General features: G+C 61.2%; 25 protein-coding genes and 1 other RNA gene. 10 read left to right on the top strand and 16 right to left on the bottom strand.

Annotated features, from left to right (window positions below):
• Nucleotides 1-203: 203 nt before the first annotated feature.
• Nucleotides 204-743 (top strand): DUF2058 domain-containing protein, encoded by a 540-nt coding sequence (locus ACSJLU_RS20490; protein ID WP_033635867.1) that lies wholly within the window; start codon nt 204-206, stop codon nt 741-743.
• Between the two features lie 7 nt (nt 744-750).
• Here ACSJLU_RS20490 and ACSJLU_RS20485 read toward each other — a convergent pair whose 3' ends face one another.
• The 12 genes from ACSJLU_RS20485 to ACSJLU_RS20430 all read right to left on the bottom strand — a co-directional run bounded on the left by ACSJLU_RS20485 (nt 751) and on the right by ACSJLU_RS20430 (nt 13,061).
• On the bottom strand, nt 751-1,449 hold the full coding sequence (locus ACSJLU_RS20485) for an RluA family pseudouridine synthase (RefSeq protein WP_060434966.1): 699 nt from the start codon (nt 1,447-1,449) through the stop codon (nt 751-753).
• 142 nt (nt 1,450-1,591) lie between these two features.
• Nucleotides 1,592-2,287 carry an L-ribulose-5-phosphate 4-epimerase gene (gene araD, locus ACSJLU_RS20480; protein ID WP_342096828.1) on the bottom strand — a complete coding sequence of 232 codons (696 nt, stop codon included), beginning with the start codon at nt 2,285-2,287 and terminating at the stop codon, nt 1,592-1,594.
• The gene (locus ACSJLU_RS20475; RefSeq protein WP_043142677.1) at nt 2,281-3,141 is read right to left on the bottom strand and encodes an L-ribulose-5-phosphate 3-epimerase; all 861 of its coding nucleotides are present in this window, start codon (nt 3,139-3,141) and stop codon (nt 2,281-2,283) included. The genes araD and ACSJLU_RS20475 overlap by 7 nt, the downstream gene beginning before the upstream one ends.
• Before the next feature lies 1 nt (nt 3,142).
• The gene (gene ulaD / locus ACSJLU_RS20470) at nt 3,143-3,799 is read right to left on the bottom strand and encodes a 3-keto-L-gulonate-6-phosphate decarboxylase UlaD (RefSeq protein WP_025304169.1); all 657 of its coding nucleotides are present in this window, start codon (nt 3,797-3,799) and stop codon (nt 3,143-3,145) included.
• A complete protein-coding gene (locus tag ACSJLU_RS20465; RefSeq protein ID WP_301480051.1) occupies nt 3,796-5,286 on the bottom strand; it encodes an FGGY-family carbohydrate kinase in 1,491 nt (496 codons plus the stop codon). The genes ulaD and ACSJLU_RS20465 overlap by 4 nt, the downstream gene beginning before the upstream one ends.
• Complete coding sequence (locus tag ACSJLU_RS20460; RefSeq protein ID WP_141966750.1) at nt 5,286-6,581, bottom strand: MFS transporter; 1,296 nt, start codon at nt 6,579-6,581, stop codon at nt 5,286-5,288. Before ACSJLU_RS20460 ends, ACSJLU_RS20465 begins: the two co-directional genes overlap by 1 nt.
• Nucleotides 6,582-6,706: 125 nt before the next feature.
• Entirely contained in the window at nt 6,707-7,177 is a 471-nt protein-coding gene (locus ACSJLU_RS20455) for a YhcH/YjgK/YiaL family protein (RefSeq protein ID WP_342096827.1), read from the bottom strand.
• 13 nt (nt 7,178-7,190) lie between these two features.
• Complete coding sequence (gene yiaK, locus ACSJLU_RS20450) at nt 7,191-8,189, bottom strand: 3-dehydro-L-gulonate 2-dehydrogenase (RefSeq protein WP_025304165.1); 999 nt, start codon at nt 8,187-8,189, stop codon at nt 7,191-7,193.
• Nucleotides 8,190-8,445: 256 nt separating this feature from the next.
• Nucleotides 8,446-9,321 carry an SMP-30/gluconolactonase/LRE family protein gene (locus ACSJLU_RS20445; RefSeq protein ID WP_173888423.1) on the bottom strand — a complete coding sequence of 292 codons (876 nt, stop codon included), beginning with the start codon at nt 9,319-9,321 and terminating at the stop codon, nt 8,446-8,448.
• Nucleotides 9,318-10,418: an ABC transporter substrate-binding protein gene (locus tag ACSJLU_RS20440; RefSeq protein WP_025304163.1), complete on the bottom strand. Its 1,101-nt coding sequence runs from the start codon at nt 10,416-10,418 to the stop codon at nt 9,318-9,320. The genes ACSJLU_RS20445 and ACSJLU_RS20440 overlap by 4 nt, the downstream gene beginning before the upstream one ends.
• A 14-nt stretch (nt 10,419-10,432) precedes the next feature.
• A complete protein-coding gene (locus ACSJLU_RS20435; protein WP_016930014.1) occupies nt 10,433-11,515 on the bottom strand; it encodes an ABC transporter permease in 1,083 nt (360 codons plus the stop codon).
• On the bottom strand, nt 11,508-13,061 hold the full coding sequence (locus ACSJLU_RS20430; RefSeq protein ID WP_342096826.1) for a sugar ABC transporter ATP-binding protein: 1,554 nt from the start codon (nt 13,059-13,061) through the stop codon (nt 11,508-11,510). The genes ACSJLU_RS20435 and ACSJLU_RS20430 overlap by 8 nt, the downstream gene beginning before the upstream one ends.
• A 374-nt stretch (nt 13,062-13,435) precedes the next feature.
• On the opposite strand from ACSJLU_RS20430, the gene ACSJLU_RS20425 reads away from it, so the two are divergent.
• From ACSJLU_RS20425 to ACSJLU_RS20415, 3 genes are all read left to right on the top strand, one after another.
• Nucleotides 13,436-14,254: an IclR family transcriptional regulator gene (locus ACSJLU_RS20425; RefSeq protein ID WP_025304160.1), complete on the top strand. Its 819-nt coding sequence runs from the start codon at nt 13,436-13,438 to the stop codon at nt 14,252-14,254.
• Nucleotides 14,255-14,378: 124 nt separating this feature from the next.
• Complete coding sequence (argO, locus tag ACSJLU_RS20420) at nt 14,379-14,996, top strand: arginine exporter ArgO (RefSeq protein ID WP_025304159.1); 618 nt, start codon at nt 14,379-14,381, stop codon at nt 14,994-14,996.
• Between the two features lie 121 nt (nt 14,997-15,117).
• On the top strand, nt 15,118-15,849 hold the full coding sequence (locus ACSJLU_RS20415; protein WP_025160209.1) for an oxidative stress defense protein: 732 nt from the start codon (nt 15,118-15,120) through the stop codon (nt 15,847-15,849).
• 48 nt (nt 15,850-15,897) lie between these two features.
• On the opposite strand, the gene ACSJLU_RS20410 is transcribed toward ACSJLU_RS20415, so the two are convergent.
• Nucleotides 15,898-16,791, bottom strand: a complete 894-nt coding sequence (locus ACSJLU_RS20410) for a LysR family transcriptional regulator ArgP (protein WP_025304158.1) — start codon at nt 16,789-16,791, stop codon at nt 15,898-15,900.
• 204 nt (nt 16,792-16,995) lie between these two features.
• Here ACSJLU_RS20410 and rpiA point away from each other — a divergent pair, with 204 nt between their 5' ends.
• Both rpiA and serA read left to right on the top strand, forming a co-directional pair.
• Nucleotides 16,996-17,652: a ribose-5-phosphate isomerase RpiA gene (gene rpiA / locus ACSJLU_RS20405; RefSeq protein WP_025304157.1), complete on the top strand. Its 657-nt coding sequence runs from the start codon at nt 16,996-16,998 to the stop codon at nt 17,650-17,652.
• Nucleotides 17,653-17,944: 292 nt separating this feature from the next.
• Complete coding sequence (gene serA / locus ACSJLU_RS20400; RefSeq protein ID WP_025304156.1) at nt 17,945-19,183, top strand: phosphoglycerate dehydrogenase; 1,239 nt, start codon at nt 17,945-17,947, stop codon at nt 19,181-19,183.
• 47 nt (nt 19,184-19,230) lie between these two features.
• Here serA and ACSJLU_RS20395 read toward each other — a convergent pair whose 3' ends face one another.
• The 3 genes from ACSJLU_RS20395 to zapA all read right to left on the bottom strand — a co-directional run bounded on the left by ACSJLU_RS20395 (nt 19,231) and on the right by zapA (nt 20,444).
• Nucleotides 19,231-19,839 (bottom strand): 5-formyltetrahydrofolate cyclo-ligase, encoded by a 609-nt coding sequence (locus ACSJLU_RS20395; protein WP_261127876.1) that lies wholly within the window; start codon nt 19,837-19,839, stop codon nt 19,231-19,233.
• Nucleotides 19,840-19,891: 52 nt separating this feature from the next.
• A non-coding RNA gene (gene ssrS, locus ACSJLU_RS20390) (6S RNA) lies at nt 19,892-20,074 on the bottom strand.
• A gap of 40 nt (nt 20,075-20,114) precedes the next feature.
• Nucleotides 20,115-20,444, bottom strand: coding sequence for a cell division protein ZapA (zapA, locus tag ACSJLU_RS20385; protein ID WP_004931621.1), 330 nt, complete (start codon nt 20,442-20,444; stop codon nt 20,115-20,117).
• A gap of 319 nt (nt 20,445-20,763) precedes the next feature.
• On the opposite strand from zapA, the gene ACSJLU_RS20380 reads away from it, so the two are divergent.
• The 4 genes from ACSJLU_RS20380 to ubiI all read left to right on the top strand — a co-directional run bounded on the left by ACSJLU_RS20380 (nt 20,764) and on the right by ubiI (nt 25,175).
• Nucleotides 20,764-21,342: a YecA/YgfB family protein gene (locus ACSJLU_RS20380; RefSeq protein WP_025304154.1), complete on the top strand. Its 579-nt coding sequence runs from the start codon at nt 20,764-20,766 to the stop codon at nt 21,340-21,342.
• Between the two features lie 55 nt (nt 21,343-21,397).
• The gene (gene pepP, locus ACSJLU_RS20375) at nt 21,398-22,714 is read left to right on the top strand and encodes a Xaa-Pro aminopeptidase (protein ID WP_025304153.1); all 1,317 of its coding nucleotides are present in this window, start codon (nt 21,398-21,400) and stop codon (nt 22,712-22,714) included.
• Between the two features lies 1 nt (nt 22,715).
• A complete protein-coding gene (gene ubiH / locus ACSJLU_RS20370; protein WP_049206143.1) occupies nt 22,716-23,894 on the top strand; it encodes a 2-octaprenyl-6-methoxyphenyl hydroxylase in 1,179 nt (392 codons plus the stop codon).
• A 78-nt stretch (nt 23,895-23,972) separates the two neighbouring features.
• Nucleotides 23,973-25,175: an FAD-dependent 2-octaprenylphenol hydroxylase gene (ubiI, locus tag ACSJLU_RS20365; RefSeq protein ID WP_025304151.1), complete on the top strand. Its 1,203-nt coding sequence runs from the start codon at nt 23,973-23,975 to the stop codon at nt 25,173-25,175.
• Nucleotides 25,176-25,653 lie beyond the last annotated feature (478 nt).

Below are 25,653 nucleotides of genomic sequence, written 5' to 3'. Positions count from 1 at the left end.
GTCTATTTTTGCCAGAGTCCCGCAGGGAGTGAAAGAGACTTAATTTCATTACCACATGAGCGCTATTCATGATCTGGCGTTCGGGTCGGTTTATCGCCGTTGCCCTGCAGCGCAAACCGCCAACGTACCGGGCCGGCAACCTGGTGCAGCCTGAAAAATTACGGGTATAATCCCCCCATGATCCCACGGCTTCAGACACGAACATGACAAAACTCACCTTACAAGAGCAGATGCTCAAAGCGGGCTTGGTAACCAGCAAGAAAATGGCCAAAGTCCAAAGAACGGCTAAAAAATCACGCGTTCAGGCCCGTGAGGCCAGAGAGGCGGTGGAAGAGAATAAAAAGGCGCAGCTTGAGCGCGATAAGCAGTTGAACGAGCAGCAAAAGCAAGCCGCGCTGTCCAAAGAATACAAGGCGCAGGTGAAGCAACTGATCGAGATGAACCGCATCGTTCTGGCGAAAGGTGATATCGGTTTCAACTTCACCGACGGCAACCTGATCAAGAAAATCCTGGTGGATAAGGCGACGCAGACTCAGCTGATCAATGGCCGCCTCGCCATTGCCCGCTTGGTGGTCGAGAACCGGGAAGAGTGTGAATACGCGATTATCCCCGCGAGCGTCGCCGATAAAATCGCGCAGCGCGATGCGGCGAGCATTGTGCTGCACAGCGCGCTGAGTCAGGAAGAACAGGATGAAGACGATCCGTACGCCGACTTTAAAGTGCCCGACGATTTGATGTGGTAATCCGCGTTCAGAACGGCGCGGCGTGACGAGCGGCGATCCGCTCTCCGCTGATGGGGTGCATAAAGTCCAGCTCGCTGGCGTGCAGCATCAGCCGCGGCGTCTGCTCGGTACCCGGCAGCAGGCGCCCGCCGTAAAGATCGCAGCCTAAAATAGGGTGGCCCAACTGCCGGCTGTGAATACGCAGCTGGTGGGTGCGCCCGGTCTCCGGGGTGAGCTGCACCCGCGTCAGCGGCAGCGAGATCCCGCCTTCCGTTTCACGATAAAAACGCTCGACGACCCGATAGCGGGAGCGGGCGGGCTTGCCGTGAAGGGCGCAAATCGACATCAGCGGGAACAGCGCCGGATCTTTGGCGATCGCCGCGTCTATGACTCCTTCGTTATCCGCCAGATGGCCGCAAAGCAGCGCGCTGTACACTTTGCTGACGGTGCGCTCGCTGAACTGCCGGCAGAGCGCGGCGTTGGCGGCCTTGTTGCGGGCCACCACCATCAACCCGGACGTGCCGAAATCCAGGCGGTGCACCAGGGCGCAGCCGGGGAAGATCTGTACCAGCCGGTGGTGTACCGAATCGAGATTCTGCGGATTCTTGCCCGAGAGGCTGAGCAGCCCGGCCGGTTTATTGATCAGCGCCAGATGATCGTCCTGATAGAGGATCTCTATTGGGTCATGGCATGGCGGGGCAATAAAGGTATCGGTGATCGTAGACATCGGGCGGCCGGCTGGTGGGTGGGGGCGGATGATAGCGAATTTCGCGTCGATGAGCGAATGCGGTTTTCGTTACACTGCGGCTCATGCCCGTTGGCACCCGATGCGGCAAAGCATCGGGTGCCACGGTTAAGTCCCCGGCGCTCTACTGCCCGTAGTAGGCGTTTTGGCCGTGTTTGCGCAGGTAGTGTTTGTCCAACAGCTCGCGCTGCATGCTGTGAATGCCCGGCGTCAGCTGGCGCGAGAAAATGCCCATGTAGGCGATCTCTTCCAGCACCACCGCATTATGCACCGCGTTGTGGGCGTCTTTGCCCCAGGCGAAGGGGCCGTGGGCATTGACCAGTACCGCCGGGATCGCGTTGGGATTGATATCGCGCTGGCGGAAGGTTTCGATAATCACGTTGCCGGTTTCCAGTTCGTAATCGTGCTCAATTTCATCCTGGGTCATCAGGCGAGTGCAGGGGATAGCGCCATAAAAATAGTCGGCGTGGGTGGTTCCCCAGGCGGGGATGTCCAGCCCGGCCTGCGCCCAGATGGTGGCGTGGCGCGAATGGGTGTGGACGATGCCGCCGATATCGGCAAATTCGCGGTACAGCGCCAGATGGGTGGCGGTGTCCGACGACGGTTTTTTTGCCCCCTCGACGGTGCGGCCGCTGGCCAGATCGACCACCACCATATCCTCCGCCGTCATATGCTCGTATTCAACGCCGGAAGGCTTGATCACCACCAGACCGCGTTCGCGATCCACCGCGCTGACGTTGCCCCAGGTAAAGGTCACCAGCTTATGGCGCGGCAGATCGAGATTGGCCTCCAGCACCCGTTGTTTTAACTGAGTCAGCATGTCATGCCCCCTTGTTGCATTTTCTGTTCGATCCAGCGGCGGGCCTGAACGATCTCGGCCACCGGCTCCTCGGCTTTTTCGGTCCACATCTCAATCAGGAATGCGCCGCGGTAATTGAGGCGCTGCAGCGTGCGAAACACCTCGACGAAGTCGACGCAGCCTTCGCCAAACGGCACGTCGCGGAATTGCCCCGGCGAAGTGGCGGTGACCGGGTAGGTGTCTTTCAGGTGAATGGCGGCGATGCGATCGATGCCCAGCTCCAGCTCGCGCGGCACGTCATTGCCCCAGGCGCTGAGGTTGCCGACGTCTGGATACACCGAGAACCACGGCGAGGCCAGCAGGGCGTCCCAGGCTTTCCATTTAGCGATCGAGTTCATAAAGGCGGTGTCCATAATTTCCACCGCCAGCATCACCTGGGCGGCGGCGGCACGGTCTACCGCCCACTGCATGCCTTCGCTAAAGCGCGCCAGCGTCCCCTCGTCCTGCTCTTCGTAATACACGTCGTAGCCGGCCAGCTGGATCGTCCGGATACCGACATCTTTGGCCAGCTGAATGGCCTGTTCCATCACGTCGAAGGCGCGCTGTCGCAGCGCCGGATCGTGGCTGCCAAACGGAAAGCGCCGGTGGCCGGAGAGGCACATCGACGGAATGCGGATGCCGGTTTCCAGCATGGCGTCCACCAGCGCCAGGCGCTGCGCCTTGCTCCAGCTCAGGCGCGCCAGACGTTCATCGCTTTCGTCCACCGACATTTCGACGAAGTCGAAGCCGCAGGCCTTGGCCAGCGCCAGGCGTTCGGGCCAGCTCAGGTGTTTCGGCAGCGCTTTCTCGTAAATTCCCAACGGGTGCTGACGCATATCATGATCTCCAGATGTCATCGATGGCGGTGCGGAACTGCCTGGCGGCGGCCGGCGGATCGCCGGCCTCGGCCAGCGCGCGGCCGGCGATAAAGGCGGTGACGGCGATTTCTTTAAACAGCGGCAGGTCGGCGGGCGTGATGCCGCCGGTCACCGACAGCTCGATGCCCAGATCGGACAGCGCCTTCATCCGATCCAGATCCTGCCGGCCCCAGGTTTGCCCGCTGGCCTGCGCGTCGCGGCCGCGGTGATAGATCGCCTGACGAATGCCGAGGCCGCGCCATTGCCGCGCATCCTCCAATGTCCAGCGGCCGAACAGTTCGATCTGGATTTCACCGCCGTGACGCTCGGCGACCTCCCGCGCGCTGGCCATGGTGGCCAACGGCGCGGCGCAGATCACCGTCATCCAGTCCGCGCCCTGGCCGAAGGCCTGATCGGCCAGTGTCGCACCGGCGTCGGCCACCTTGAGATCGGCCACCAGCGTGTGCTGCGGACAGCGCTCACGCAGCGCGCTAACCGCCTGAATACCGGCGCTGATGCACAAAATGGTACCGGCCTCGATGATGTCCACATGGGGGCTGAGGGTCTCGGCGGTGCGCAGCGCCGTATCCAAACGGGTTTGATCGAGCGCCAGCTGCAGGCGCGGTTTCGTGCTCATGGGGCCTCCTTGTTGGCGGGCTGCAGATGTTGCAATGCAGCAATCAGCGCCTGATAACGTTGGTGTTTGTGGTCGTAAGCTTCGGCGGCGGCCGCATCAGGCAGCAGCCGCTCGATACGCGGCGCCAGCCGGTGCTGGGCGGCGGTGAAATCGTTGAAGACGCCGCTGCCGACCATGGCCGCCATCGCCGCGCCCAGACAGCCGGTTTCTTCCACCTGCGGCAGCTCAACCGGCAGGCCGCTGACGTCGGCGAACATTTGCATCCAGGGGCGGGATTTGGCGGGGCCGCCGGTCACGCGCAGCGCCTGCGCCTCAGGGAAACGCCGGCGCATACGGTTAAGGTGCGTCATGTGGCAGAACACCACGCCTTCGTAGATCGCCTGCACCAGGTGCTCGCGCTGGTGGAAGGCCTGCAGGCCGTAGAAGCTGGCGCTCAGCCCCAGGCCGGCGTTGGAGCCATACAGGAAAGGGGCGAACAGCAGATCGCCGGCGGCTTTCGGCAGGGCGGCGACCCAGCGGTTAAGCTGGTCGTAGTCCTGCAGCCCCCATTGGTGACAGAACCATTCCAGGTTGGCGGCGGAAGTGGGGCTGGCTTCGTGCACGATGTATTGGCCGTTTTCGGCGTGGCGGCCATAGACAAAGGGATGATCGAAACCCTCGATGATGGCGTCGGTGATGCCGCTGGTGACCGACCAGGTCCCCATCACCGCGTTGAGCCGGGTTTCGTCCTGCAGGCCGGCGCACAGCGCGGTGGACACCACGTCGAACAACCCGCCGACCACCGGAGTGCCGGTTTGCAGGCCGGTGATGGCCGCGGCGTTTGCCTCGACGCGCCCGGCGATCTCGGCCGAACCGACAATCGTCGGCAGGGCGGGCATGATGTCGCCGATACCCAGCAGCTGCGCCAGCGCCGGGTCATAGCGTCCGCTGCGCATCTGATACAGGTTGGATTCGGAGATATTGGTTTCTTCGCAGGCCAGCTCGCCGGTCAGGCAATAGCGCAGGTAGTCGTGCGCCATCAGCACGCTGCCGATGCGGGCGTAACGTTCCGGCTGATGCCGCTTCAGCCAGCGCAGCAGCGAGACCGGGTGCCCGGTCCACAGCGTTTGGCGCGTTTGCGGATACAGCGCCTGCGGCACGCCCTGTCGCTGCCATTCCTGCACCAGCGCCAGCGCACGCTGATCGGAAGAGAGCATGGCGTTGCCCAGCGGCTGCCCCTGCTTATCCAGCAGAAACGCCCCCTTACCCTGCGCCGAGATGCCGATGGCCTGGATGGCGCCGGCAGCGACGCCGCTGGCGGACAGCACTTCACGGATCACGTCGGCGGCGGTGCGCCACAGCGATGCCATATCGCGCTCGGCCCAGCCGGGCTGCGGCGCGACGATCGCCAGATTGCGCCGCGCAACGCCGTGTTCATGGCCGCTGCGGTCGTATAATCCCGCCTTGATGAAGGTACCGCCGCAGTCGAGTCCCAGCCAATATTCCATCATTCGCTCCTCGCGCTGTGGTCGCATTTATTGGGCAGCATCAACGCCAGCACGGAGGCGATCGCCAACGAGGCCGCCAGACTGTAGACGCCGACATCCTTGTTGAACAGGCTGATCAGGACGCCGACCATATACGGGCCGCAAAAGCCGCCGAGGTTGCCCAGCGCATTGATCACGCCACGTGCGCCGCCGGCCACTTCGGCGTTGAACAATTTGGGTGGGATGGTCCAGAACACCCCGGCCGCCGCCTGAATGAATACGCCGCAGCCGACCAGCGCAGCGTAAGACCACCAGATGTGATCCTTCAGCAGCACCGACAGCGCCATGCAGGCGGCAAAGCAGGCCAGCGGCAGGGCGACGAAGACTTTGCGTTTGCCGGTGCGATCGGAGAGGGTGGAGATGATCATCATGCCGAAGATGGCGCCGATATAGGGCAAGATAGCCAGCAGGCCCACTTGCTCCATATCGCCGTGGGTCAGCCCTTTCAAAATGGTCGGCAGCCACAGGGTGTAGCCGTAGATACCGGTCTGGTAGAAGAAATTCACCAGGATCAGCTGCCACATGATCCGGTCGCCCAGCACCCGGCGCAGCGAGGCGTTGCGCACCGTTTTTCCTTTGATCAGCAGTTGTTCGTCGTGCAGGGTCTTTACCAGATACTCTTTTTCCGCCTGTGAGATCCATTTGGCTTCCTGCGGCCGGTTGCTGATGGTGAAATACCACAGCGCCATCACCACCAGCGACAGAGCGCCCTCCACCAGGAACAGCATGCGCCAGTCCCAGGCGGTGATGATCCAACCCGACAGCGGGGCGGTGAGAATGCCGGCGATCGGTACGAACATGATGACGATGGCGTTGGCGCGGCCGCGCTCCTTATCCGGGAACCAGTTGCTGATCATGGTCAGCACCACCGGCAGCATGCCGCCTTCGGAAACGCCGAGGGCGAAGCGCAGGAACAGCAGCTGGTACTGGTTGGTGACCAGCCCGGTCAACACCGAGATCACCGCCCAGGCCAACAGTGACCAGCCGATGAATTTCTTGCCGTTGCCGTATACCGCCAGCTTGCCGCCGGGCACCTGCAGAAACAGGTAACCGATAAAGAAGATGCCGCCGGCCAGCCCGGCCATCGAGGCGGTGATGCCGAGTTCGTCATCCATGCCACCGGGCATGGCGAAGGCGATGTTGACCCGATCCATGTAAGAAATGATGCAGGTGATGAGGATCGGCGGCACGATCCTCAGCCAGCGTAGCTTGGGGATAGCCTGGCTTTGGCTGACGGAAACGGAGGCTGTATTCATAAGGACCTCTTTCGATGTTCGCTTTTTTGTAGGGTCGGGCGTTATTGTTTTGCTTGATTTGGGCGCAAGGGCGCCCGCACAGGCCTCATGGACCGGTGTTGTTATCGTTACGGGTGTTGCGTTTATCAGGCGCTAAACGACGCCAGCGGTATCTTCACCACCACCTTGCGTATCGCGCAGGGGCGTTGGTTAATGCAGGCCGGGCGATGCACGTCCTGCGGAAAAAATACCGCGAAGTTGCCGGGCCGCATCGTGAGCCAGGATTCGTCGGCCACGTCCTGATAAAACAGGATGTCGCGCTGCGCCAGCAGCTCCTGATGAATGGCGTTGTCGCCGTTGTCCGCCGCTACGCCGATAAGCTCGGTACCGCTGACCAGAAACTGCACGTCGACGTTTTGCCGGTGGACTTCCGGGCGTAGCGCATCCGGTGGTTGGGTATGCAGATCCAGCACTTGCACCACGTAGCCGGTGGCGGGATCTTCATAGCGCCCTGCGGGCAAGACGCTGAAATCGGTGCGCTGCAAATAGGCGACGGCGTTGGCGACCGGCGTCGGGTACTGCTCGGGCGCGGTGTTGGCGATGTGGCCGAATATCATGATGATCCTCCCGTTACAGCGCCTGAATGCGCGCCCAGACTCGTTCGTCAACCGGAATGCCGTCGCGCAGGTTTTCTTCCAGAATGCGCGGGAACTTGTGGCCCGGCAGGCGAATGGCGACGTCGGGGTTGTCCCGTTCGGCGCTGGTGACGTAATCCATGATGCGCTGCAGTTTTTGATCGCGGCTGTCGCCGTCGATCAACCGGTCTATCTCAATCGCGATGAACACCTGCGAGACGCCGTATTCGTCGCGGTGATCTTCCGTCACTTCCGCCACCGAGGCGCCGCCGGACAGCAGGGTGGCGATCATGTCCAGCACGATCGACAGCGCCGATCCTTTCCAATACCCCATTGGCAAAATGCGCCGGTTCTCTTCGATGGTGGCCGGATCGCGGGTCAGGCGGCCATCGTTGTCGAAGCCGCCGTCCACCGGCAGGGTTTTGCCCGCCAGCCGGTTCAGCTCCAGCGCGCCGTAGGAAAACATTGACATCGACATGTCCACCATGGTGATCGGGTTGCCGGGCACGGCGACGATCAGCGGGTTGGTGCCGATACGGCACGTTTTGGCGCCCCACGGTGGCATCACGGCGATCGAGTTGGTCCAGCAAATGCCGATATAGCCTTTCTCCGCCGCCTGCCAGCCGTAACCGCCGCCGCGCATCCAATGGTTGGCGTTGCGCAGCGCCACCAGGCCGATGCCATGCTCGTCGGCTAACTGCATGGCGCGATCCATCATGCGGCGGGCGGTAAGGTTGCCGATGCCCTGGTGCGCATCCCATTGCTCGATCGCCCCCAGAGACAACAGTTTGCTGGGTTCGGCGTCCGGCACGATATCGCCGGCGTCCAGCTGCTGAATAAAGCGCGGAAAGCGGTTAACGCCGTGGGAGTAAACGCCGCTGGCGGTGGTGTCGGCGAACATGCCGGCGCAGTCGTCGGCGAGATGTTCCGCCACGCCGCGCGCCAGCAGCACGCGTTTGAATTGCTGTTTTAACTCGCTGTAACTCACTCTCATGCCGGTTCTCCGCCTGTGCGAATCGTCTGTTTTTGGTTCGCTAAATTTCAATATGCGAAATTGCATTTCAAATAAATGCTATCCCGGTGATTCAGGGAAGTCAAAGCAAGGGGGAGTAAAATTATTCATGAAAAACATGATGTTAAAATTGAGTGGTGATTTTGTGATCGTCGCCACGTTTTGGTGGAGATGGCGTGCTTCAGACGTGACAAAGCAGGGCGGATCGAAACCCACCCTGCGTCTTGCGAGACCCCGGCTAACCGCGGGTGTTCAGCACCATGCGGTAGAGCGAGGTGGTGGCGGTGATATAGAGCTCATCGCCGTTCGGGCCGCCGAAGGTACAATTGGAGACGCGTTCCGGCACGCTGATTTTGTCGATCTGTCGCCCCTGTGGATCAAAGACCAGCACGCCGTCGGCGCAGCTGCAAAACAGATTGCCGGCCCGATCGACGCAGAAGCCGTCCGGGAACCCGGGTTCCACGGTTGCAAAACGGCGGCCGGCTTCCAGCTCGCGACCGTTGACCGCATAGACGCGCAGCTCGCGGCGGCCCAGCGTCGGAAAATCCACGATCGACATGTCTGCAACGTACAGCCATTTTTCATCCGGTGAAAACGCCAGGCCGTTCGGGCGCTGCAGGTCGCAGGCGGCGATGGTCAGCGAACCGTCGCGCGGATCGAAGCTGTAGAGATAGCAGCCGATCACCTGGCTTTCTGATTTGTAACCCTCTTCGTCGCCGATGATGCCGTAGGGCGGATCGGTGAACCACAGGGTGCCGTCGGAACGCACCGCCACGTCGTTCGGCGAGTTAAAGCGCTTGCCGTCGACGCGGTCGATCAACAGGCGCACTTCGCCATCGCTTTCGGTGCGGCTGATGCCGCGCCGCCCGTGTTCACAGCTGACCACGCGCCCCTCGCCGTCGCGCGCATTGCCGTTGGCGTAGTGCGACGGCGAGCGGTATAGGCTTAGCTCACCCCGGCGCGACCAGCGGAACATGCGATTGCCTTTCACGTCGCTGAACACCACCGCATCCTCCTGCGGCAGCCAGACCGGTCCTTCGGCCCAAATCGCCGGTGAGCACAAGCGCTCGAGCTGAGCATGCGTGCGCAATGAATGCCGAATGCCGCCGTTCACTTCACGCCCCAGATCGCTTTGTAATGGCCCTGGTAATCGTTTTGCGGGTCATACAGGTTATTGGCGCCGCCGTCGGCGGCGATATTGTCGCGGGTGACCAGATGCGCCGGGGTCACGTAGCCGGAAGGCGGCTGCTTGGCGAAGGCGCGGTTGAATTCGTCCAGCAGCTGCCAACCGTGCAGTTTCAAGGGCTCCGGCACCGTCGCCGACTGGCTGTCGCCCGATCGGATACGCTGGTAAGCGGAGATTGAACCGTCGCCGGCCGACACGTTGTAAGGCGCGTTCTTGCCGCCTTTGCCGGCGGTTTTCAGCGCCGGCGCCATAAAGTCGAAATACAGATCGTTGATTGCCAGCGCATATTGGAATTTGTCGCCGTACTTCTGCAGCAGGCTGAAGGTCATCGCCGGCATGCGGTTGGCGGTATCTGCCAGCGGCGTGTCGATGAATTCCAGCAGCGTACAGCCGCTGCATTTGGCGATCTCTTCTTTCATGACGTTGGCCTTGTCCAAGGCGATTTGGTACAGCGAGTCGGTGAAGATCAACACGCTCGCCTTGCCGCCGGACTGCACCACCGCGTATTGCGCGGCGATGCGCGCCACTTCGTTGGAATCCGACGTGACGTTATAGAACACATTGTATTTGGCGATGGGGCCCGGTTCCGGCACCGCATGCCAGGCGGTCAGCACGATGCCCTGCTGTACGGCCTTTTTCAGCGGGATCTTGGCGACGTTAGGGTTCCAGCCGCCGATCACGATGCCGTCTGGTTTCTGGGCGATGGCCTGATTGAGCGATGCCAGCTGATCTTTCACCGAGCCGCCGCCGTCGAGCGTTTCCAGCTTCCAGCCGGCGGCTTTCGCCGCTTCGCTCAACCCCTGTTGCACCCCTTGCACGCCGCCGTTCTTCATGTCGGAGGCGATAAAAATGATCTTCTTGTTGGCCTGCAGCTGCGGGCCGCTGGTGGGGCCGTCCCACTGGGTGGCGCTGGCGGTAGCCTTCGCCACGGCGGCGGTGGCCTGATCGAGATAGGCGTCGGCCCAGGCCGGCGATGCGGCGAGCAAGAATGTGGTGAACCCCGGTAACAGCCAAATGCGTTTCATGGTGTGCTCCTGGTTTAAGGGTGAGTCGCTGTCTGATTGTTGTTGTCAGCCGGCGTCGCCTGGCTGCGTTGTACCGCTTTCTGATTGAGCAGCCGGCGGCGTTGGGCATAGCCGGCCAGAGTGATCGACAGCAACAGCGTCGCGCCGTTGAACAGCGGCTCGACCCAGAATTCGCCGCCGAACTGCTGGATGCCGGCGATGCCGATAGCCAGAATGGCGATGCCGACCACGGTGCCCCAGACGTTGACGCGCCCTGGGCGAATGGTGGTGCTGCCGAGGAAGGCGCCGACCAGCGCTGGCAGCAGATAGTCCATGCCGACGCTGGCCTGGCCGACGCCCTGTTCGGCGGCGATCAACACGCCGCTGAAACCGGTGAGCACGCTGGAGGCGATGAAGGCGCCGATGGTAAAGCGGTTGACCGAGATGCCGTTCAGGCGCGCCGCCGCCGGGTTGCCGCCCACCGCATACATGCAGCGGCCGAGCGGGGTGTGTTCGGTGATGAGCCACAGCACCACCGCGACGATCAGCACGTAAAATGCCACGATCGGAATGCCGGCGATCTCGGTGTGGTGCAGCGCGATGAAGGCATCCGGCAAGTCGCCGACGATCTGCCGCCCGCCGGAGTGCCACAGGGCAATGGCGTACAGTACGGTGCCGGAGCCGAGGGTGGCGACGAAGCTGTCGATATCGGCCAGCGCCACCAGAATGCCGTTCAGCAACCCGTACAGCGCCGAGATCGCCAGCACCGTCAGCACCGCCATCTGCCAGGAGAAGCCGTATTCCACCTGCAGCGTGATCGCCAGAATGTGCCACAGCACAATGCCGAAACCGACGTTAAGATCGATCTTGCCCACGATCATCGGGATGGTCGCCGCCAGCGCCAACAGGGCGATTTTGGCCTTGCTCGACAAGATAGCCTGAAGCGTCAGCATTGATGCGAAGGAGGGGGTGAGCAGTGAGAACAGCACGACCAGCGCGATGCACAGCAGCAGCAGGCCATAGCGGGTGAGAACCTGCATCAGCCACGGGCCGGCGCCGTCCTGCGCCAGGCTGACGCGCTGCTCCAGTGCGGTTGATTTAACGGATGTTTTAGACATGGCCTACCTCGGATTCTGACGTGATTGCGACGTTTTCCCCGGTGCTGGCAGAGGCCAGCTCCAATAAATTGGCGAATGACACCTGCTGATTTTTCAGCTCGCCGACCACTTTCCCGCGGTTGAATACCAGTGCGCGGTTGCAAATATGGGCGATCTCCTCGAAATCGTTGGAGATAACCAGCACTGCCACGCCTTCCGCCAGGGATTTATTCAGCAGATGGTAGATTTCCGCGCGCGCGCCGACGTCCACGCCGGCGGTGGGATCTTCCAGGATCAGCAGCGGCGCCCCCAGATGCATCCAGCGCGCCATCACCACCTTTTGCTGGTTGCCGCCGGACAGCGCGCTGATATCGATATTGACGTCCTTGGGGCGTACGTCGAACAGCTGCACCTTCCACCAACTGGCGCCGATCTCCGCTCGCCGCCCGTAGCGGGAGAGCAGCCGGTGGCCGCTGGCGCAGGGGTTGATAAACAGGTTTTCACGCACGCTCATCGACATCACCAGGCTTTCGCCGGTGCGATCGCCCGCCACCAGCGAAACGCCGCAGGCCATCGCCTGCTGCGGGGTGCTCGCCTGATAGGGCCGATCGCGAAATCGAATCGCGCCACCGTCGGCCTGGCGCAACCCGAACAGCAGCCGGCCAATCTCTTCTTGCCCGGCCCCGCGCAGGCCGGCCAGCGCCAGCATCTCGCCCGGCTGCAAGTCGAAGCTCACCGGGCCGATGTCGCCCACCGTGACGCTATCGAGCTGTAGCACCGGCGGACGATGTTCCGGCAGCGGTTCGCGCTGATCGTCCGCCATCGCTTCGCCGACGATGGTTTGCACCAGATCGCGCAGCGAGTAGTCGGCGGTGCGACCGCCGGCGACATAGCGCCCGTCGCGTATCACGCAGATCCGATCGGCGATTTCGATCACTTCGTCCAGACGGTGGGTGACATAAATCATGCCGACCTTTTTGGCGCGCAGCCGGTTGATCACGGCGAACAGATGACGCACGTCGTTGGCGGGCAGGGAGGCGGTCGGTTCATCCAGCACCAGCAGCTCGGCGTTGACCGCCACCGCGCGAGCGATCGCCAGCAGCGATTTTTCGGTGCGCGACAGTTCGAAGACGCGCGCATCGGGATCGAGCGCGATGCCGACGTCTTGCAGCGCCTGCGCCGCCCGGCGGCGAATGGCGCGCCAGTCGATCAGCCCAAAGCGGCGGGGAAACCCCATCACCAGCGCCATGTTCTCCGCCACCGTCATCCATTCGATCAGGCCGAGATCCTGATGAATAAAGGCGATCGGCTGGCGGCTGGTGCTTTTTATCGCGGCGGCGGAGGCGATGCTTGCGCCCTGAAAGCGAATATCGCCGCCGTCGCGCGGGTAGACGCCCGCCAGCACTTTGATCAGCGTCGATTTGCCGGCGCCATTTTCGCCCAGCAACGCCAGAACTTCGCCCGGCATCACCTGCAGGCTGACGTCGTTGACCGCCACGTTGCCGCCAAATCGTTTGACGATGTGGTTGAGGGTAAGGATGGGTTGTGCCGCATTATCCATAGTCATGTGATGCGCCCCTGGTGTCGTGCCCGTGCGAAGATGTCGGGCAAATTAGCCAAACTGCTGGTGAGTATCTGGTCTTTAAATTTCAATATGCGAAATTCAATTTCAAAAATAATATGACGTTCGTTGCGCTAAATCAAAGGCGGTGAGGTTTTAATTATTGTTATTAAACAATGAGTTATTTTTTACTTTGCGGAAGTGTGACCGATGGCTCACTTCAACACGGGGGAAATATTGCGAATTTTTATCCCGCTGCGGACAATGAAACGGCGTTCCGTCTTCACCTGATGCGGGCCTTGGGGTAACATGCCCGGCAAAGAGCCTGCTGACTTTGCCGCAGCGCCGGTTGGCGGTTCGACACTGGAGAGATTTTCGCTATGAGCCTGAAAGCCGTCGACGAGAAAGATGACAAGAAAGACAAACCGCTGGGCAGCCAAAGCCTGTTCCGCGGTTTGCAGTTGATTGAGATCCTGAGTAATTTCCCCAACGGATGTCCGCTGGCGCATTTGTCCGAGCTGGCCGGCATGAACAAGAGCACGGTGCACCGCCTGCTGCAGGGGTTGCACACCAGCGGCTATGTGACCCAGGCGCCGTCGCCGGGCAGCTACCGCCTGACCACCAAGTTCATTTCCATCGGCCAGAAGGCGCTGTCGTCACTCAACATCATTCACGTGGCCGCGCCGCATTTGGAACAGCTGAATCTGGAAGTGGGGGAGACGGTCAACTTCTCCAGCCGCGAAGACGACCACGTCATCCTGATCTACAAGCTGGAGCCGACCACCGGCATGATGCGCACCCGCGCCTATATCGGCCAGCATATGCCGCTGTACTGTTCGGCGATGGGTAAAATCTTCATGGCTTACGGCAACGATGATTACCCGGCTCACTACTGGCAGACTCACCAGCAAGAGATTCAGACGCTGACGCGCAATACCATTACCGAGCTGCCGAAGATGTATGAGGAACTGGCCGATATTCGCCAGCGCGGCATGGCGATGGATCGCGAGGAAAACGAGCTGGGGGTCTCCTGCGTGGCGGCACCGGTGTTCGATATTCAACAGCGCGTGCCTTATGCGGTGTCGGTTTCTCTGCCGACCGCCAAGCTGCAGCAGATCGGCGTCAAAAGTTTGATTAAACCGGTGCTGGCCACCGCGCAACGCATCTCTCAGGAGCTGGGGTTCGTCACGCCGATTTAAGTATTAGCATCTCTGATACTGGATTAGAAACATCAATTTCACCTAATGATCGCTTCCTCGTATGATGCGCGTGTTGACCGACACGCGCCCTCGTCCGGCGCCTTTTATCATTCGAGGAATCCCCATGTTAGCCGTCTTCCTGCAGGGCTTTGCCCTGAGCGCCGCCATGATCCTGCCGCTGGGCCCGCAGAACGTATTCGTGATGAACCAGGGCATTCGCCGCCAGTATCATTTGATGATTGCCTCGTTGTGCGCGTTGAGCGATATCGTGCTGATCTGCGCCGGTATTTTCGGCGGCAGCGCATTGCTGACCCGCTCGCCGTTGCTGCTGGCGCTGGTCACCTGGGGCGGGGTGGCGTTTCTGCTGTGGTACGGCTGGGGCGCGTTCCGTTCCGCCTTCAGCCCGCAACCTGCGCAGGCCGCGGCGCAGGAGCTGGCGCAGAGCCGCTGGCGCCTCGTGGTCACCATGCTGGCGGTCACCTGGCTGAACCCGCACGTCTATCTGGATACCTTTGTGGTGCTCGGCAGCCTGGGCGGGCAGCTGACGGCGGACGTGCGTTCCTGGTTCGCGCTTGGCGCGGTCAGCGCGTCGGCGGTGTGGTTCTTCGGGTTGGCGCTGCTGGCCTCCTGGCTGGCGCCGTGGCTGAACACGCAGCGGGCGCAGCGCATCATCAACGCGCTGGTCGGGCTGGTGATGTGGGGCATCGCGCTGCAGCTGGCCTGGCAGGGGGCAAATTTATAAGAATTTGTCACTAATCCGAATTCAAAACGCCGCGCGATATGCTACGTTTGATGCCAGGAAACCGGCGGTTCTCACAGGGAAAAGCCGGCGATCAGAGACAGCCTGTCATTAAGGAGACACTGTGAAGCTAAAAGCATTGGCTATGGCCGCAATGGTCGGATTAGGGACGTTACCGATGGCGCTGCAGGCGGCTGAAGTGCCTGAAGGGCCGCACGTCGTCACCTCCGGCACCGCCAGCGTGGACGCCACGCCGGATATCGCCACCCTGGCGATCGAAGTGAGCGTCTCCTCCAAAGACGCCGCCCAGGCGAAGAAGCAGGTAGACGAGCGCGTGGCGCAGTACTTTGATTTCCTGCAGAAAAACAACATCGAGAAGAAAGACATCAGCGCCGCCAACCTGCGCACCCAGCCGGAATACGATTACCTGAAAACCGGCGAGTCGGTGTTGAAGGGCTACCGGGCGGTGCGCCAGGTGCAGGTGACTCTGCGTCAGCTGGACAAGCTGAACGAGCTGCTGGACGGCGCGCTGAAATCCGGCCTGAACGAGATCCGCGCGGTGGAGCTGGGCGTCGCCAAGCCGGACGTGTATCGCGAGCAGGCGCGGCAAAAAGCGATCGAGAACGCGACTCAACAGGCCGAATCCCTGGCCAAAGGCTTCCACGCCAAGCTGGGGCCGGTGTACAGCATTCGCTACCGGGTCGCCAACTACCAGCCGATGCCGGTGGCGCGGATGTATAAGGCGGCCGGTGCGGCGGCGGAAAGCGACGCGGCGCAAACCTATGAACAGCAAAGCATTCACTTCGACGATCAGGTGGACGTGGTGTTCGAGCTGCAGCGTAACGCCGCGCAGTAAGGTTATCGTATTGAAGAAAAGGTTCGCTGCGGCGAACCTTTTTTCGTTTTAATCCTGACGCAGCACCAGATGACCGTGTTCCAGCAGCGCGTCGGTCACTTTGCGCATCATGCGGCTTTCCGGCGCGAAACGGTGCCAGTACAGCATGCGGCGCTGGTATAGCCCGGGCGTCAGATCGATCAGTTCACCGGATGCCAGCTCCTTTTCGATCTGCAGATGCGGGATCATACAGCAGGTGGTGCCCTGACGCGCCAGCTGCACGAAGGCTTCCGATGAGTTCACGATGTGGCAGGGCACGCTGCCCGGCGACAGATCGAAGTTCTGCTGCAGAAATGCCTGATGCATGTCGTCGAGATGATCGAAAGCCACCGCCGGCGCTTTCAGCAGCGCGGAGCGGGTGACGCCGTTCGGGAAATAGCGCTCGGCGAAGCCGCGGGAGGCCACGAACAGGTAGTCCAGCGCCCCCAGCCGATCCACCAGGCAGCTCGGCAGCGGCTGCGGCTGAATACTCACCGCGCCCACCACCTCACCGCGGCGCAGCCGCTCCTGGGTGCGGGTTTCATCTTCCACCTGCAGATTCAGGCGAATGGGGGAGTCCGCCAGCACCGGCTTCAGCGCCGGCAGCAGCCAGGTTGCCAGACTGTCGGCGTTGACCGCCAGCGACAGCAGCAGCGGCGTATCGACGCCGGTGTCATTGCCGAGCCACTCTTCCTCCAGCAGCTCCACCTGATGCAGCAGCGCCAGCAGCTTTTGCCCTTGTTCGGTCGGGCGCGGCGGCACGGTACGAACCAGCAGCGGTTGGCCGAACAGGTTTTCCAGCTGTTTGATGCGTTGGGATACCGCCGATTGCGTGATACAGAGTTTTTGCGCGGCGCGCTCGAAGCCGCGCTCACGGATCACCGCGTCCAGCGCTTGCAGCGTACGATAGTCTGGGCGTTTCATCGGAAAGATATCCCTTAAATTAGAATGATACCGGCACTATGCCACATTTTGCGCACGGCGCAGGTGGAAAAATCACGCCCCCAGCTCGCCGCCAAGCGGGTAAAAATGCGGGCTGCGGTAAATAAGTGTGATCCTGCCGGCGTGAAAAATAGCGTTTTACCCTATAATACGCACACGTTTTCGTACAGAGGCAAGGGACATATTATGACGCAGGATGAACTGAAAAAAGCGGTGGGCTGGGCGGCGCTGGAATACGTGACGCCGGGCACCATCGTCGGGGTCGGCACCGGTTCTACCGCCGCCCACTTTATTGACGCGCTGGGCTCCATCAAGCACCAGATCGAAGGCGCGGTGTCCAGCTCAGACGCCTCCACCGCCAAGTTGAAAAGCCTCGGCATCCACGTGTTCGACAGCAACGAAGTGGACTCGCTCGATATCTACGTGGACGGCGCGGACGAAATCAACGGCCATATGCAGATGATTAAGGGCGGCGGCGCTGCGCTGACGCGCGAGAAGATCATCGCCGCCATCGCCAAGAAATTCATCTGCATCGTCGACGCCAGCAAGCAGGTCGACGTGCTGGGCAAGTTCCCGCTGCCGGTGGAAGTGATCCCGATGGCCCGCTCTTACGTGGCGCGCGAGCTGGTGAAACTCGGCGGCCTGCCGGAGTATCGTCAGAACGTGGTGACCGACAACGGCAACGTGATCCTCGATGTGCATAACCTGAGCATCACCGACGCCATCGCGCTGGAGAACAAGATCAACGGCATCGCCGGCGTGGTGACCGTGGGGCTGTTCGCCAATCGCGGCGCGGACGTGGCGCTGGTCGGCACCCCGGAAGGCGTGAAAGTGGTCAAATAAGCCTCCGCCGTCTGTGGCCCGGTAGCGCCGGGCCGCATAATTCTTCGGTTAAAATATCTTTTCTGAAAAACGGCAAATTTGGTGACTTATGTCACATTGTGAAAGCTGACTCCCCAAAGCTTCTGCTGAAAACTTTCCCTATGGCATTTTCTGCCGTAAACCGCCATCAACGCTGCGCCTTGTCCTGCCGGGCAGGCAATCGTTTGTATTGCCGCCCGCGTTATTTTTGTTATGTTGGATGGGAGCTGTGTCGTCACAGCCGCTTCTGAAGTCTGAACATAGGGTCGGGTAAATGGCAAAAGTATCATTGGAGAAAGACAGGATTAAATTCCTGTTGGTGGAAGGGGTTCATCAGAGCACGGTCGATAATTTACGTGCCGCCGGTTATACCAACATCGAATACCACAAGGGTGCGTTAGACACCGAATCGCTGAAGGCATCCATCCGCGATGCACACTTCGTCGGCATCCGATCGCGTACGCATCTGACCGAAGAGGTGTTCGCCGCCGCAGAAAAACTGGTGGCGGTGGGCTGCTTCTGCATCGGCACCAACCAGGTTGATCTGAAAGCGGCGACCAAACGCGGTATTCCGGTCTTCAACGCCCCCTTCTCCAATACCCGATCCGTGGCCGAAATGGTGCTGGGCGAGCTGCTGTTGATGCTGCGCGGCATTCCGGCCGCCAACGCCAAGGCGCACCGCGGCGTGTGGCACAAATTGGCCGTGGGCTCTTATGAGGCGCGCGGCAAAAAGCTGGGCATCATCGGCTACGGCCACATCGGCACCCAGCTGGGCATTCTGGCCGAAGGGCTGGGCATGAAGGTGTTCTTCTACGATATCGAGAACAAGTTGCCGTTAGGTAACGCGCAGCAGGTGCGCCATCTGTCCGATCTGCTCAATATGAGCGACGTGGTGACGCTGCACGTGCCGGAAACGCTGGCCACCAAGAACATGATGGGGGCGGAAGAGCTGGCGCTGATGAAGCCGGGCGCGATTCTGATCAACGCCTCGCGCGGCACCGTGGTGGATATTCCCGCGCTGTGCGACGCGCTGGCCAGCAATCACCTGGCGGGCGCGGCGATCGACGTCTTCCCGGAAGAGCCGGCGACCAACAGCGATCCGTTCAACTCGCCGCTGTGCGAGTTCGATAACGTGCTTCTGACGCCGCACATCGGCGGTTCCACGCAGGAAGCGCAGGAGAACATCGGCGACGAAGTGGCCGGCAAGCTGGCGAAATACTCCGACAACGGTTCGACTCTGTCCGCCGTCAACTTCCCGGAAGTGTCGCTGCCGGCGCATGGTCCGAACGCCAGCCGCCTGCTGCACATCCACGAAAACCGTCCGGGCGTGCTGACGCAGATTAACCAGATCTTCGCCGAAGAGGGGGTTAACATCGCCGCGCAGTATCTGCAAACCGGGCCGGAAATCGGCTACGTGGTGATCGACATCGAAGCGGAAACCGCGCGCGCCGACGCCGCGCTGCAGCGTATGAAGGCCATCGACGGCACCATTCGCGCCCGTCTGCTGTTCTGATTCGGCGGCTCGCCGCAACGAAAAAGGCCGGAGCGATCCGGCCTTTTCTATTTGGGCTCGTGCCACGCCCAGCTGCAGAGCGGGGTGAGGATTTCCGGCAGCGGGATATCCCAGTGCTCGGTCGGCAGGTGCTCCACCTGCTGGCAATCATGGGCCAGGCCGATGGGATAGGGGCCGCCGCTGCGCCAGTTTTGCAGGGTGCGATCGTAAAAACCGCCGCCCATGCCCAGACGCTGTCCGGTATGATCGAATGCCACCAGCGGTGTCAGCACCACCTCCAGTTCGCCCAGCGGTAACACCTGGCGCACATCGAGCCGCGGCTCGAGAATATTGAAGCGGTTGCGCACCAGCGGTGTTTCCGGCGCATAGCGCAGAAACAGCAGGTGTCCTGAACTGAACGGATGCAGTACCGGCAGGTAAACCTGTTTGCCGAGCGTCCACAGACGCTCGATCAGCGGCCCGGTGTCGAGTTCGCCGTCAAACGACAAAAATACCGCGATGTTGTGCGCGGCCTGAATACGTGTGTGCGCGGCGAGGCGTTCGGTTATCTTGTCTGCGGCAAAGCGTTGCTGGCCCGACGTAAGCTCGCGCCGACGTTGGCGAATGAGTTGACGAATGGCTTGGCGCTGCTGCGCGAATTGGGGTTGAAAAGACATCGTATCAGGCTTGCTCAGTGTGGCGTTCAGCACACATAAACCGCTGAGAAGGGGAATCTCCGAGATGCCGTCGCAGGCTGTAACCCTTGAACCCATGGTTCAAGGTGAACGTGCCGTCGCAATCTTAAGGCTTCTCGGCGCACCGAGCGTGCTCACCGATCGCGGAGCAACACATTCTGTTTGTACTAAATATCGGCTCAGGGGACTGGCCCGCTGGCGAACATCTCAGAGAAATTTTGTACTCGTTGCTGAAACTTTGATTTCAACAACTTAAGTTATTCGAATTGTGCATCCTGACGTTCAGAGATGCGACCTTGTTCAAGCAGCGCTTGTTCAATGGTCTGCTGCAGCATCCGTATGCGTTGTTCCATATTGGACGCATAGTCACGGGTTTTCAACCGTTCTTGAGCAAGTTCGTGACAGACGTTCAATGCCGCGATGAAAACCAGTTGCTCAGTATTGGAGACTCTAGTGCGAACTTTAAGATCTTGCAACCGTTGGTTAAGATCGTCCGCCGCCATATTCAACGCATCTTGTTGTTCTGGCGGGCAATTGACTCTTAACGAGCGGCCAAAAATTTGAATATCTACCGGTTGTGCAGACATGCCACCTTCCTGCCTAAATTTCGCGCCAGCCTTGTCCGCCCTGGCCGGGCCGTCAAAGCGGGCGCCACTATATATACCTCGGTACCAAGATACAACCCCTTTTTCAGTACCTGGTTGTAATCTACTGTGGCGCACATTGCCAGTCAAAAAAGGGTTTCAAAATGCGTATTTACCGCACTTTCGTCACCCGCCGGCGCAGTGTGAAACCTGCCACATCGCGATTATAACTAGCCACTGAGGTGTCGCGCTTATCTGGTATAGCGACGGACCTTGGTGGTAGCATAACACGAACTTATCCTGCCAACGATGACGAATGCGCATGTCTATACAGAATACATTTCCAAGTTACCAATCTTTGACCGTGGCCCTCAACCAGCAGTCGGTGGCGCTGACCGCGGCAGAAATGCACGGCCTGATCAGCGGCCTGCTGTGCGGCGGCAGCCGTGACGCCGGCTGGCAGGCGCTGGTGCACGATCTGACCAACGAAGGCGTCGCCTTCCCGCAGGCGCTTAGCCAACCGCTGCAGCAGCTGTATGAAGTGACGCGTGACACGCTGGAAGATGACGAATTCCTGTTCCAACTGATGCTGCCTGAAGGGGAGATCGTCAGCGTGTTCGATCGCGCCGACGCGCTGGGCGGTTGGGTCAACCACTTCCTGCTCGGGCTGGGCATGATGCAGCCGAAGCTGGCTCAGGTGAAAGACGAGGTCGGTGAAGCGATCGACGATCTGCGCAACATCGCGCAGCTGGGCTACGACGAAGACGAAGATCAGGAAGAATTGGAACAGTCGTTGGAAGAAGTAGCGGAGTATGTGCGGGTTGCCGCCATCATGTGCCACGGCGAATTCACCCGTCAAAAACCGACGGCGCCGGAAAATATCAAACCGACGCTGCACTAAACGTTCTATCGCCCCTCCGCCGGCGGTGCGGATGGCATGATTTCAGGAGAAGGTAATGACTCAGCAGGAATTCAACAACCGCCGCCAGGCGCTGTTGGCGAAAATGGCGCCGGCCAGCGCGGCGGTTATTTTCTCTGCGCCGGAAACGACGCGCAGTGCAGATTCAGACTATCCCTATCGGCAGAACAGCGACTTTTGGTACCTGACCGGCTTCAATGAGCCGGAAGCGGTGCTGGTGCTGATTAAAAGCGACGAAACGCACAACCACAGCGTGTTGTTCAACCGGGTGCGCGATCTGACGGCGGAAATCTGGTTTGGCCGCCGCCTGGGGCAAGACGCCGCGCCGGCGAAGCTGGGCGTGGATCGCGCGCTGCCGTTCGATGAAATCAATGACCAGCTGCACCTGCTGCTCAACGGCCTGGACGTGGTCTACCACGCGCAGGGCGAATACGCCTATGCCGATCAGATCCTGTTCGGCGCGCTGGACAAGCTGCGCAAGGGGTTCCGCCAGAGCCTGCAGGCGCCGGCCACCGTTACCGACTGGCGGCCGTGGCTGCATGACATGCGGCTGTTCAAGTCGCCGGAAGAGCTGGCGGTGATGCGCCGCGCCGGTGAGATCAGCGCGTTGGCGCATACCCGCGCGATGGAAAAATGCCGCCCGGGCATGTTCGAATACCAGCTGGAAGCGGAAATTCATCATGAATTCACCCGCCTCGGCGCCCGTTACCCGTCTTACAACACCATCGTCGGCAGCGGCGAAAACGGCTGTATCCTGCACTACACCGAGAACGAGAGCCAGATGCGCGACGGCGATCTGGTGCTGATCGACGCCGGCTGCGAGTACCAGGGGTACGCCGGCGACATCACCCGCACCTTCCCGGTCAACGGCAAGTTCAGCCGGCCGCAGCGCGCGGTGTACGACATTGTGCTGGCGTCGCTGCAGCGCGCTTTGGAACTGTTCAAACCCGGCACCAGCATTCGCGAAGTCAATGACGAAGTGGTGCGCATCATGGTGGTCGGGCTGGTGGAGCTGGGCGTATTGAAAGGTGAAGTCGACTCGCTGATCGCCGAGCAGGCGCACCGTCAGTTCTTCATGCACGGGCTGAGCCACTGGCTGGGTCTCGATGTGCACGACGTTGGCCACTACGGCACGCCGAGCCGCGATCGGCTGCTGGAGCCGGGCATGGTGCTGACCGTGGAGCCGGGGCTGTACATTGCGCCGGATGCGGACGTGCCGGCGGAGTACCGCGGCATCGGCATCCGCATCGAGGACGACATCGTGATCACCGCCGACGGCAATGAAAACCTGACCGCCACCGTGGTGAAAGACGCCGATGCCATCGAGGCCTTGATGGCGGCGGCAAGGTCGTAGCATGAGCGTTATTATCGTTGGCGGCGGTATGGCGGGCGCGACGTTGGCGCTGGCCATTTCGTCGCTCACTCAGGGAAGAATGGCGGTGGATCTGGTCGAGGCGACCCGGCCGGATGACCGCAGCCACCCAGGTTTTGACGCCCGCGCCATCGCATTGGCGCAGGGTACCTGCCAACAGCTGGCGCGCATCGGCGTTTGGCCGGCGCTGCGCGATTGCGCTACGCCGATCACTCAGGTGCACGTCAGCGATCGCGGGCACGCCGGCTTCGTGAATCTGCAGGCGCAAGATTATCAGGTCGATGCGCTCGGCCAGGTGATCGAACTGCACGACGCCGGGCAGCGGCTGTTCGCGCTGCTGGCCAAGGCGCCGGGTGTCACGCTGCACTGCCCGGCGCGGGTGGTGGACGTGATCCGCACCGCAGAGCGGGCGGAGGTGCTGCTGGACAACGGCCAGCGTCTGCGCGGGCAGCTGCTGGTGGCGGCCGACGGTTCGCGCTCTGCGCTGGCGCAGGCCTGCAACGTGCAGTGGCGGCAGGAGGACTATCCGCAGTTCGCCACCATCGCCAACGTCACCACGGCGGAAGATCCGCAGGGGCGCGCCTTTGAGCGCTTTACCCGCTATGGGCCGCTGGCGCTGTTGCCGATGTCGCAGGGGCGCAGTTCACTGGTGTGGTGCCATGCGCGTGAAGATCGCGCCCAGGTGGATGCCTGGGACGACGAGCGCTTTATCGCCGAGCTGCAACAGGCTTTCGGCTGGCGGCTGGGGCGTATCCTCAAGGCCGGTAAACGGCACAGTTATCCACTCGGGCTGCTGACCGCCGATCGCCATGTCAGCCACCGGCTGGCGCTGGTGGGCAACGCGGCGCAAACGCTGCATCCTATCGCCGGGCAGGGGTTCAACCTTGGCCTGCGCGACGTGATGTCGCTGGCGGAAACGCTGGCGGAAGCGGCAGACAGCGGCGAAGACGCCGGCGGTTACGCACTGCTGAGCCGTTATCAGCAGCGGCGGCAAAACGATCAACAGGCGACGATCGGCGTGACCGACGGGTTGATTCATCTGTTCGCCAACCGTTATGGCCCGCTGGTGATTGGCCGCAATCTGGGGCTGATGGCGATGGAACGTTTGCCGGCGATACGCGATGCCTTCGCCAAGCGTACGCTGGGCTGGGTGGAACGTTAGAGACATGGTCGGGCGCTTTAACGCGCCCAAAGCGCGGCGCGGCAAGGCGTCGCGCGTTATTTAAGGAAATCGAGCAGCATGCAATCATTTGACGTGATTATCGCCGGTGGCGGTATGGTGGGGCTGGCGTTGGCCTGCGGCCTGCAGGGCAGCGGGCTGCGCGTGGCGGTGCTGGAGCAGCGCCAGCCGGAGATGGCGCCGCCGTCGGAACAGCCGGCCCTGCGCGTCTCCGCCATCAATGCCGCCAGCGAGCGTTTGCTGCAGCACATCGGCGTGTGGGACGACATTCTCCAGCTGCGCGCCAGCGCCTACAATGCGATGGAAGTGTGGGATCGCGACAGCTTCGGCAAGATTGCTTTCCGCGGCGACGAGTGCGGCTTCAGCCATCTCGGCCACATCATCGAAAATTCGGTGATCCAGCAGGCGCTGTGGAAACGCGCCGAAAGCCTGTCGGACATCACGCTGATTACCCCGGCCGCGCTCAAGCAGGTAGCATGGGGCGAAAATGACGCCTTCGTCACGCTGGAGGACGGGCGCATGCTGACCGCCCGGTTGGTGATCGGCGCCGACGGCGCCCAGTCGTGGCTGCGCCAGCATGCCGATATCCCGCTCACCTTCTGGGATTACCGTCACCACGCGCTGGTGGCCACCGTTCGCACCGAAGAACCGCATCAGGCGACGGCGCGGCAAATTTTCCACGGCGACGGCATTCTGGCGTTCCTGCCGTTCAGCGATCCGCATTTGAGCTCTATCGTCTGGTCGGTGACGCCGGAAGAAGCCGAACGGCTCAAACGGCTGGAACCGGAGCAATTCAACCGCGAACTGGCGATGACCTTCGACATGCGCCTGGGGGCTTGCAGCCTGGAAAGCGAACGGCTGGCGTTCCCGTTGACCGGCCGCTATGCGCGCAGCTTCGCCGCGCACCGCCTGGCGCTGGTGGGAGATGCGGCGCATACCGTGCACCCGCTTGCCGGGCAGGGCGTGAACCTGGGCTTTATGGATGCCGCCGAGCTGATTTCCGAACTGCGCCGCCTGCAGCGGCAGGGCAAGGATATCGGCCAGCACCTCTATCTGCGCCGCTATGAGCGCCGCCGCAAACATGGCGCGGCGGTGATGCTGGCCAGCATGCAGGGTTTCCGCGAACTGTTTGACGGCAACCACCCGGCCAAAAAGCTGCTGCGCGACGTGGGCCTGCGGCTGGCGGACAGCCTGCCGGGCGTCAAGCCTAAGCTGGTGCGTCAGGCGATGGGCCTGAACGATCTGCCCGAGTGGCTTGCCTGATCCCTTCCTTCTGCGGGCCCGCACCGGGCTCGCGCTTCTCGCCTTATTCCATCGCTTTTCCTTATATAACCCTTCATTTGAAATAATCTAATTTCAGCCGCTTTTTATCATTACTTTTTCTAATTCCATGTTCGGTTATCAAAAGTCGGGATCCCATGCGCGGCCATCTGTTTGTTATATAACTTCGGCGTTTTACCGCTTTAATTGTTAATTTTGTGCCTTAAGGCGCATTTTTCCAGTGAAAAACTCTGCACACTACCCCGGCATTTTACCGCCCGGGAACGGCGATGAGCCTATTTTAACTTATGGTTAATGTGGTCGTTCGGTGATAAGTTCGAGGGAAAGGTATCGTTTGCGTCACGGCGGTTACACGCAGTTTCCGCCCGTCCCGGCGCAGCATTTGTGTTGAGCAGTCAGTGCGCCATGGCGATCGGGCCGCGAGCCAGGCTCCGCCGCATTGCGTGGCAGCACCCTAACT

Source organism: Serratia bockelmannii, assembly GCF_051803255.1.
Lineage (GTDB): Bacteria > Pseudomonadota > Gammaproteobacteria > Enterobacterales > Enterobacteriaceae > Serratia > Serratia bockelmannii.
The sequence above is the reverse complement of the archived record's forward strand: the minus strand, read 5'-3'. Positions and strand labels throughout refer to the sequence as shown.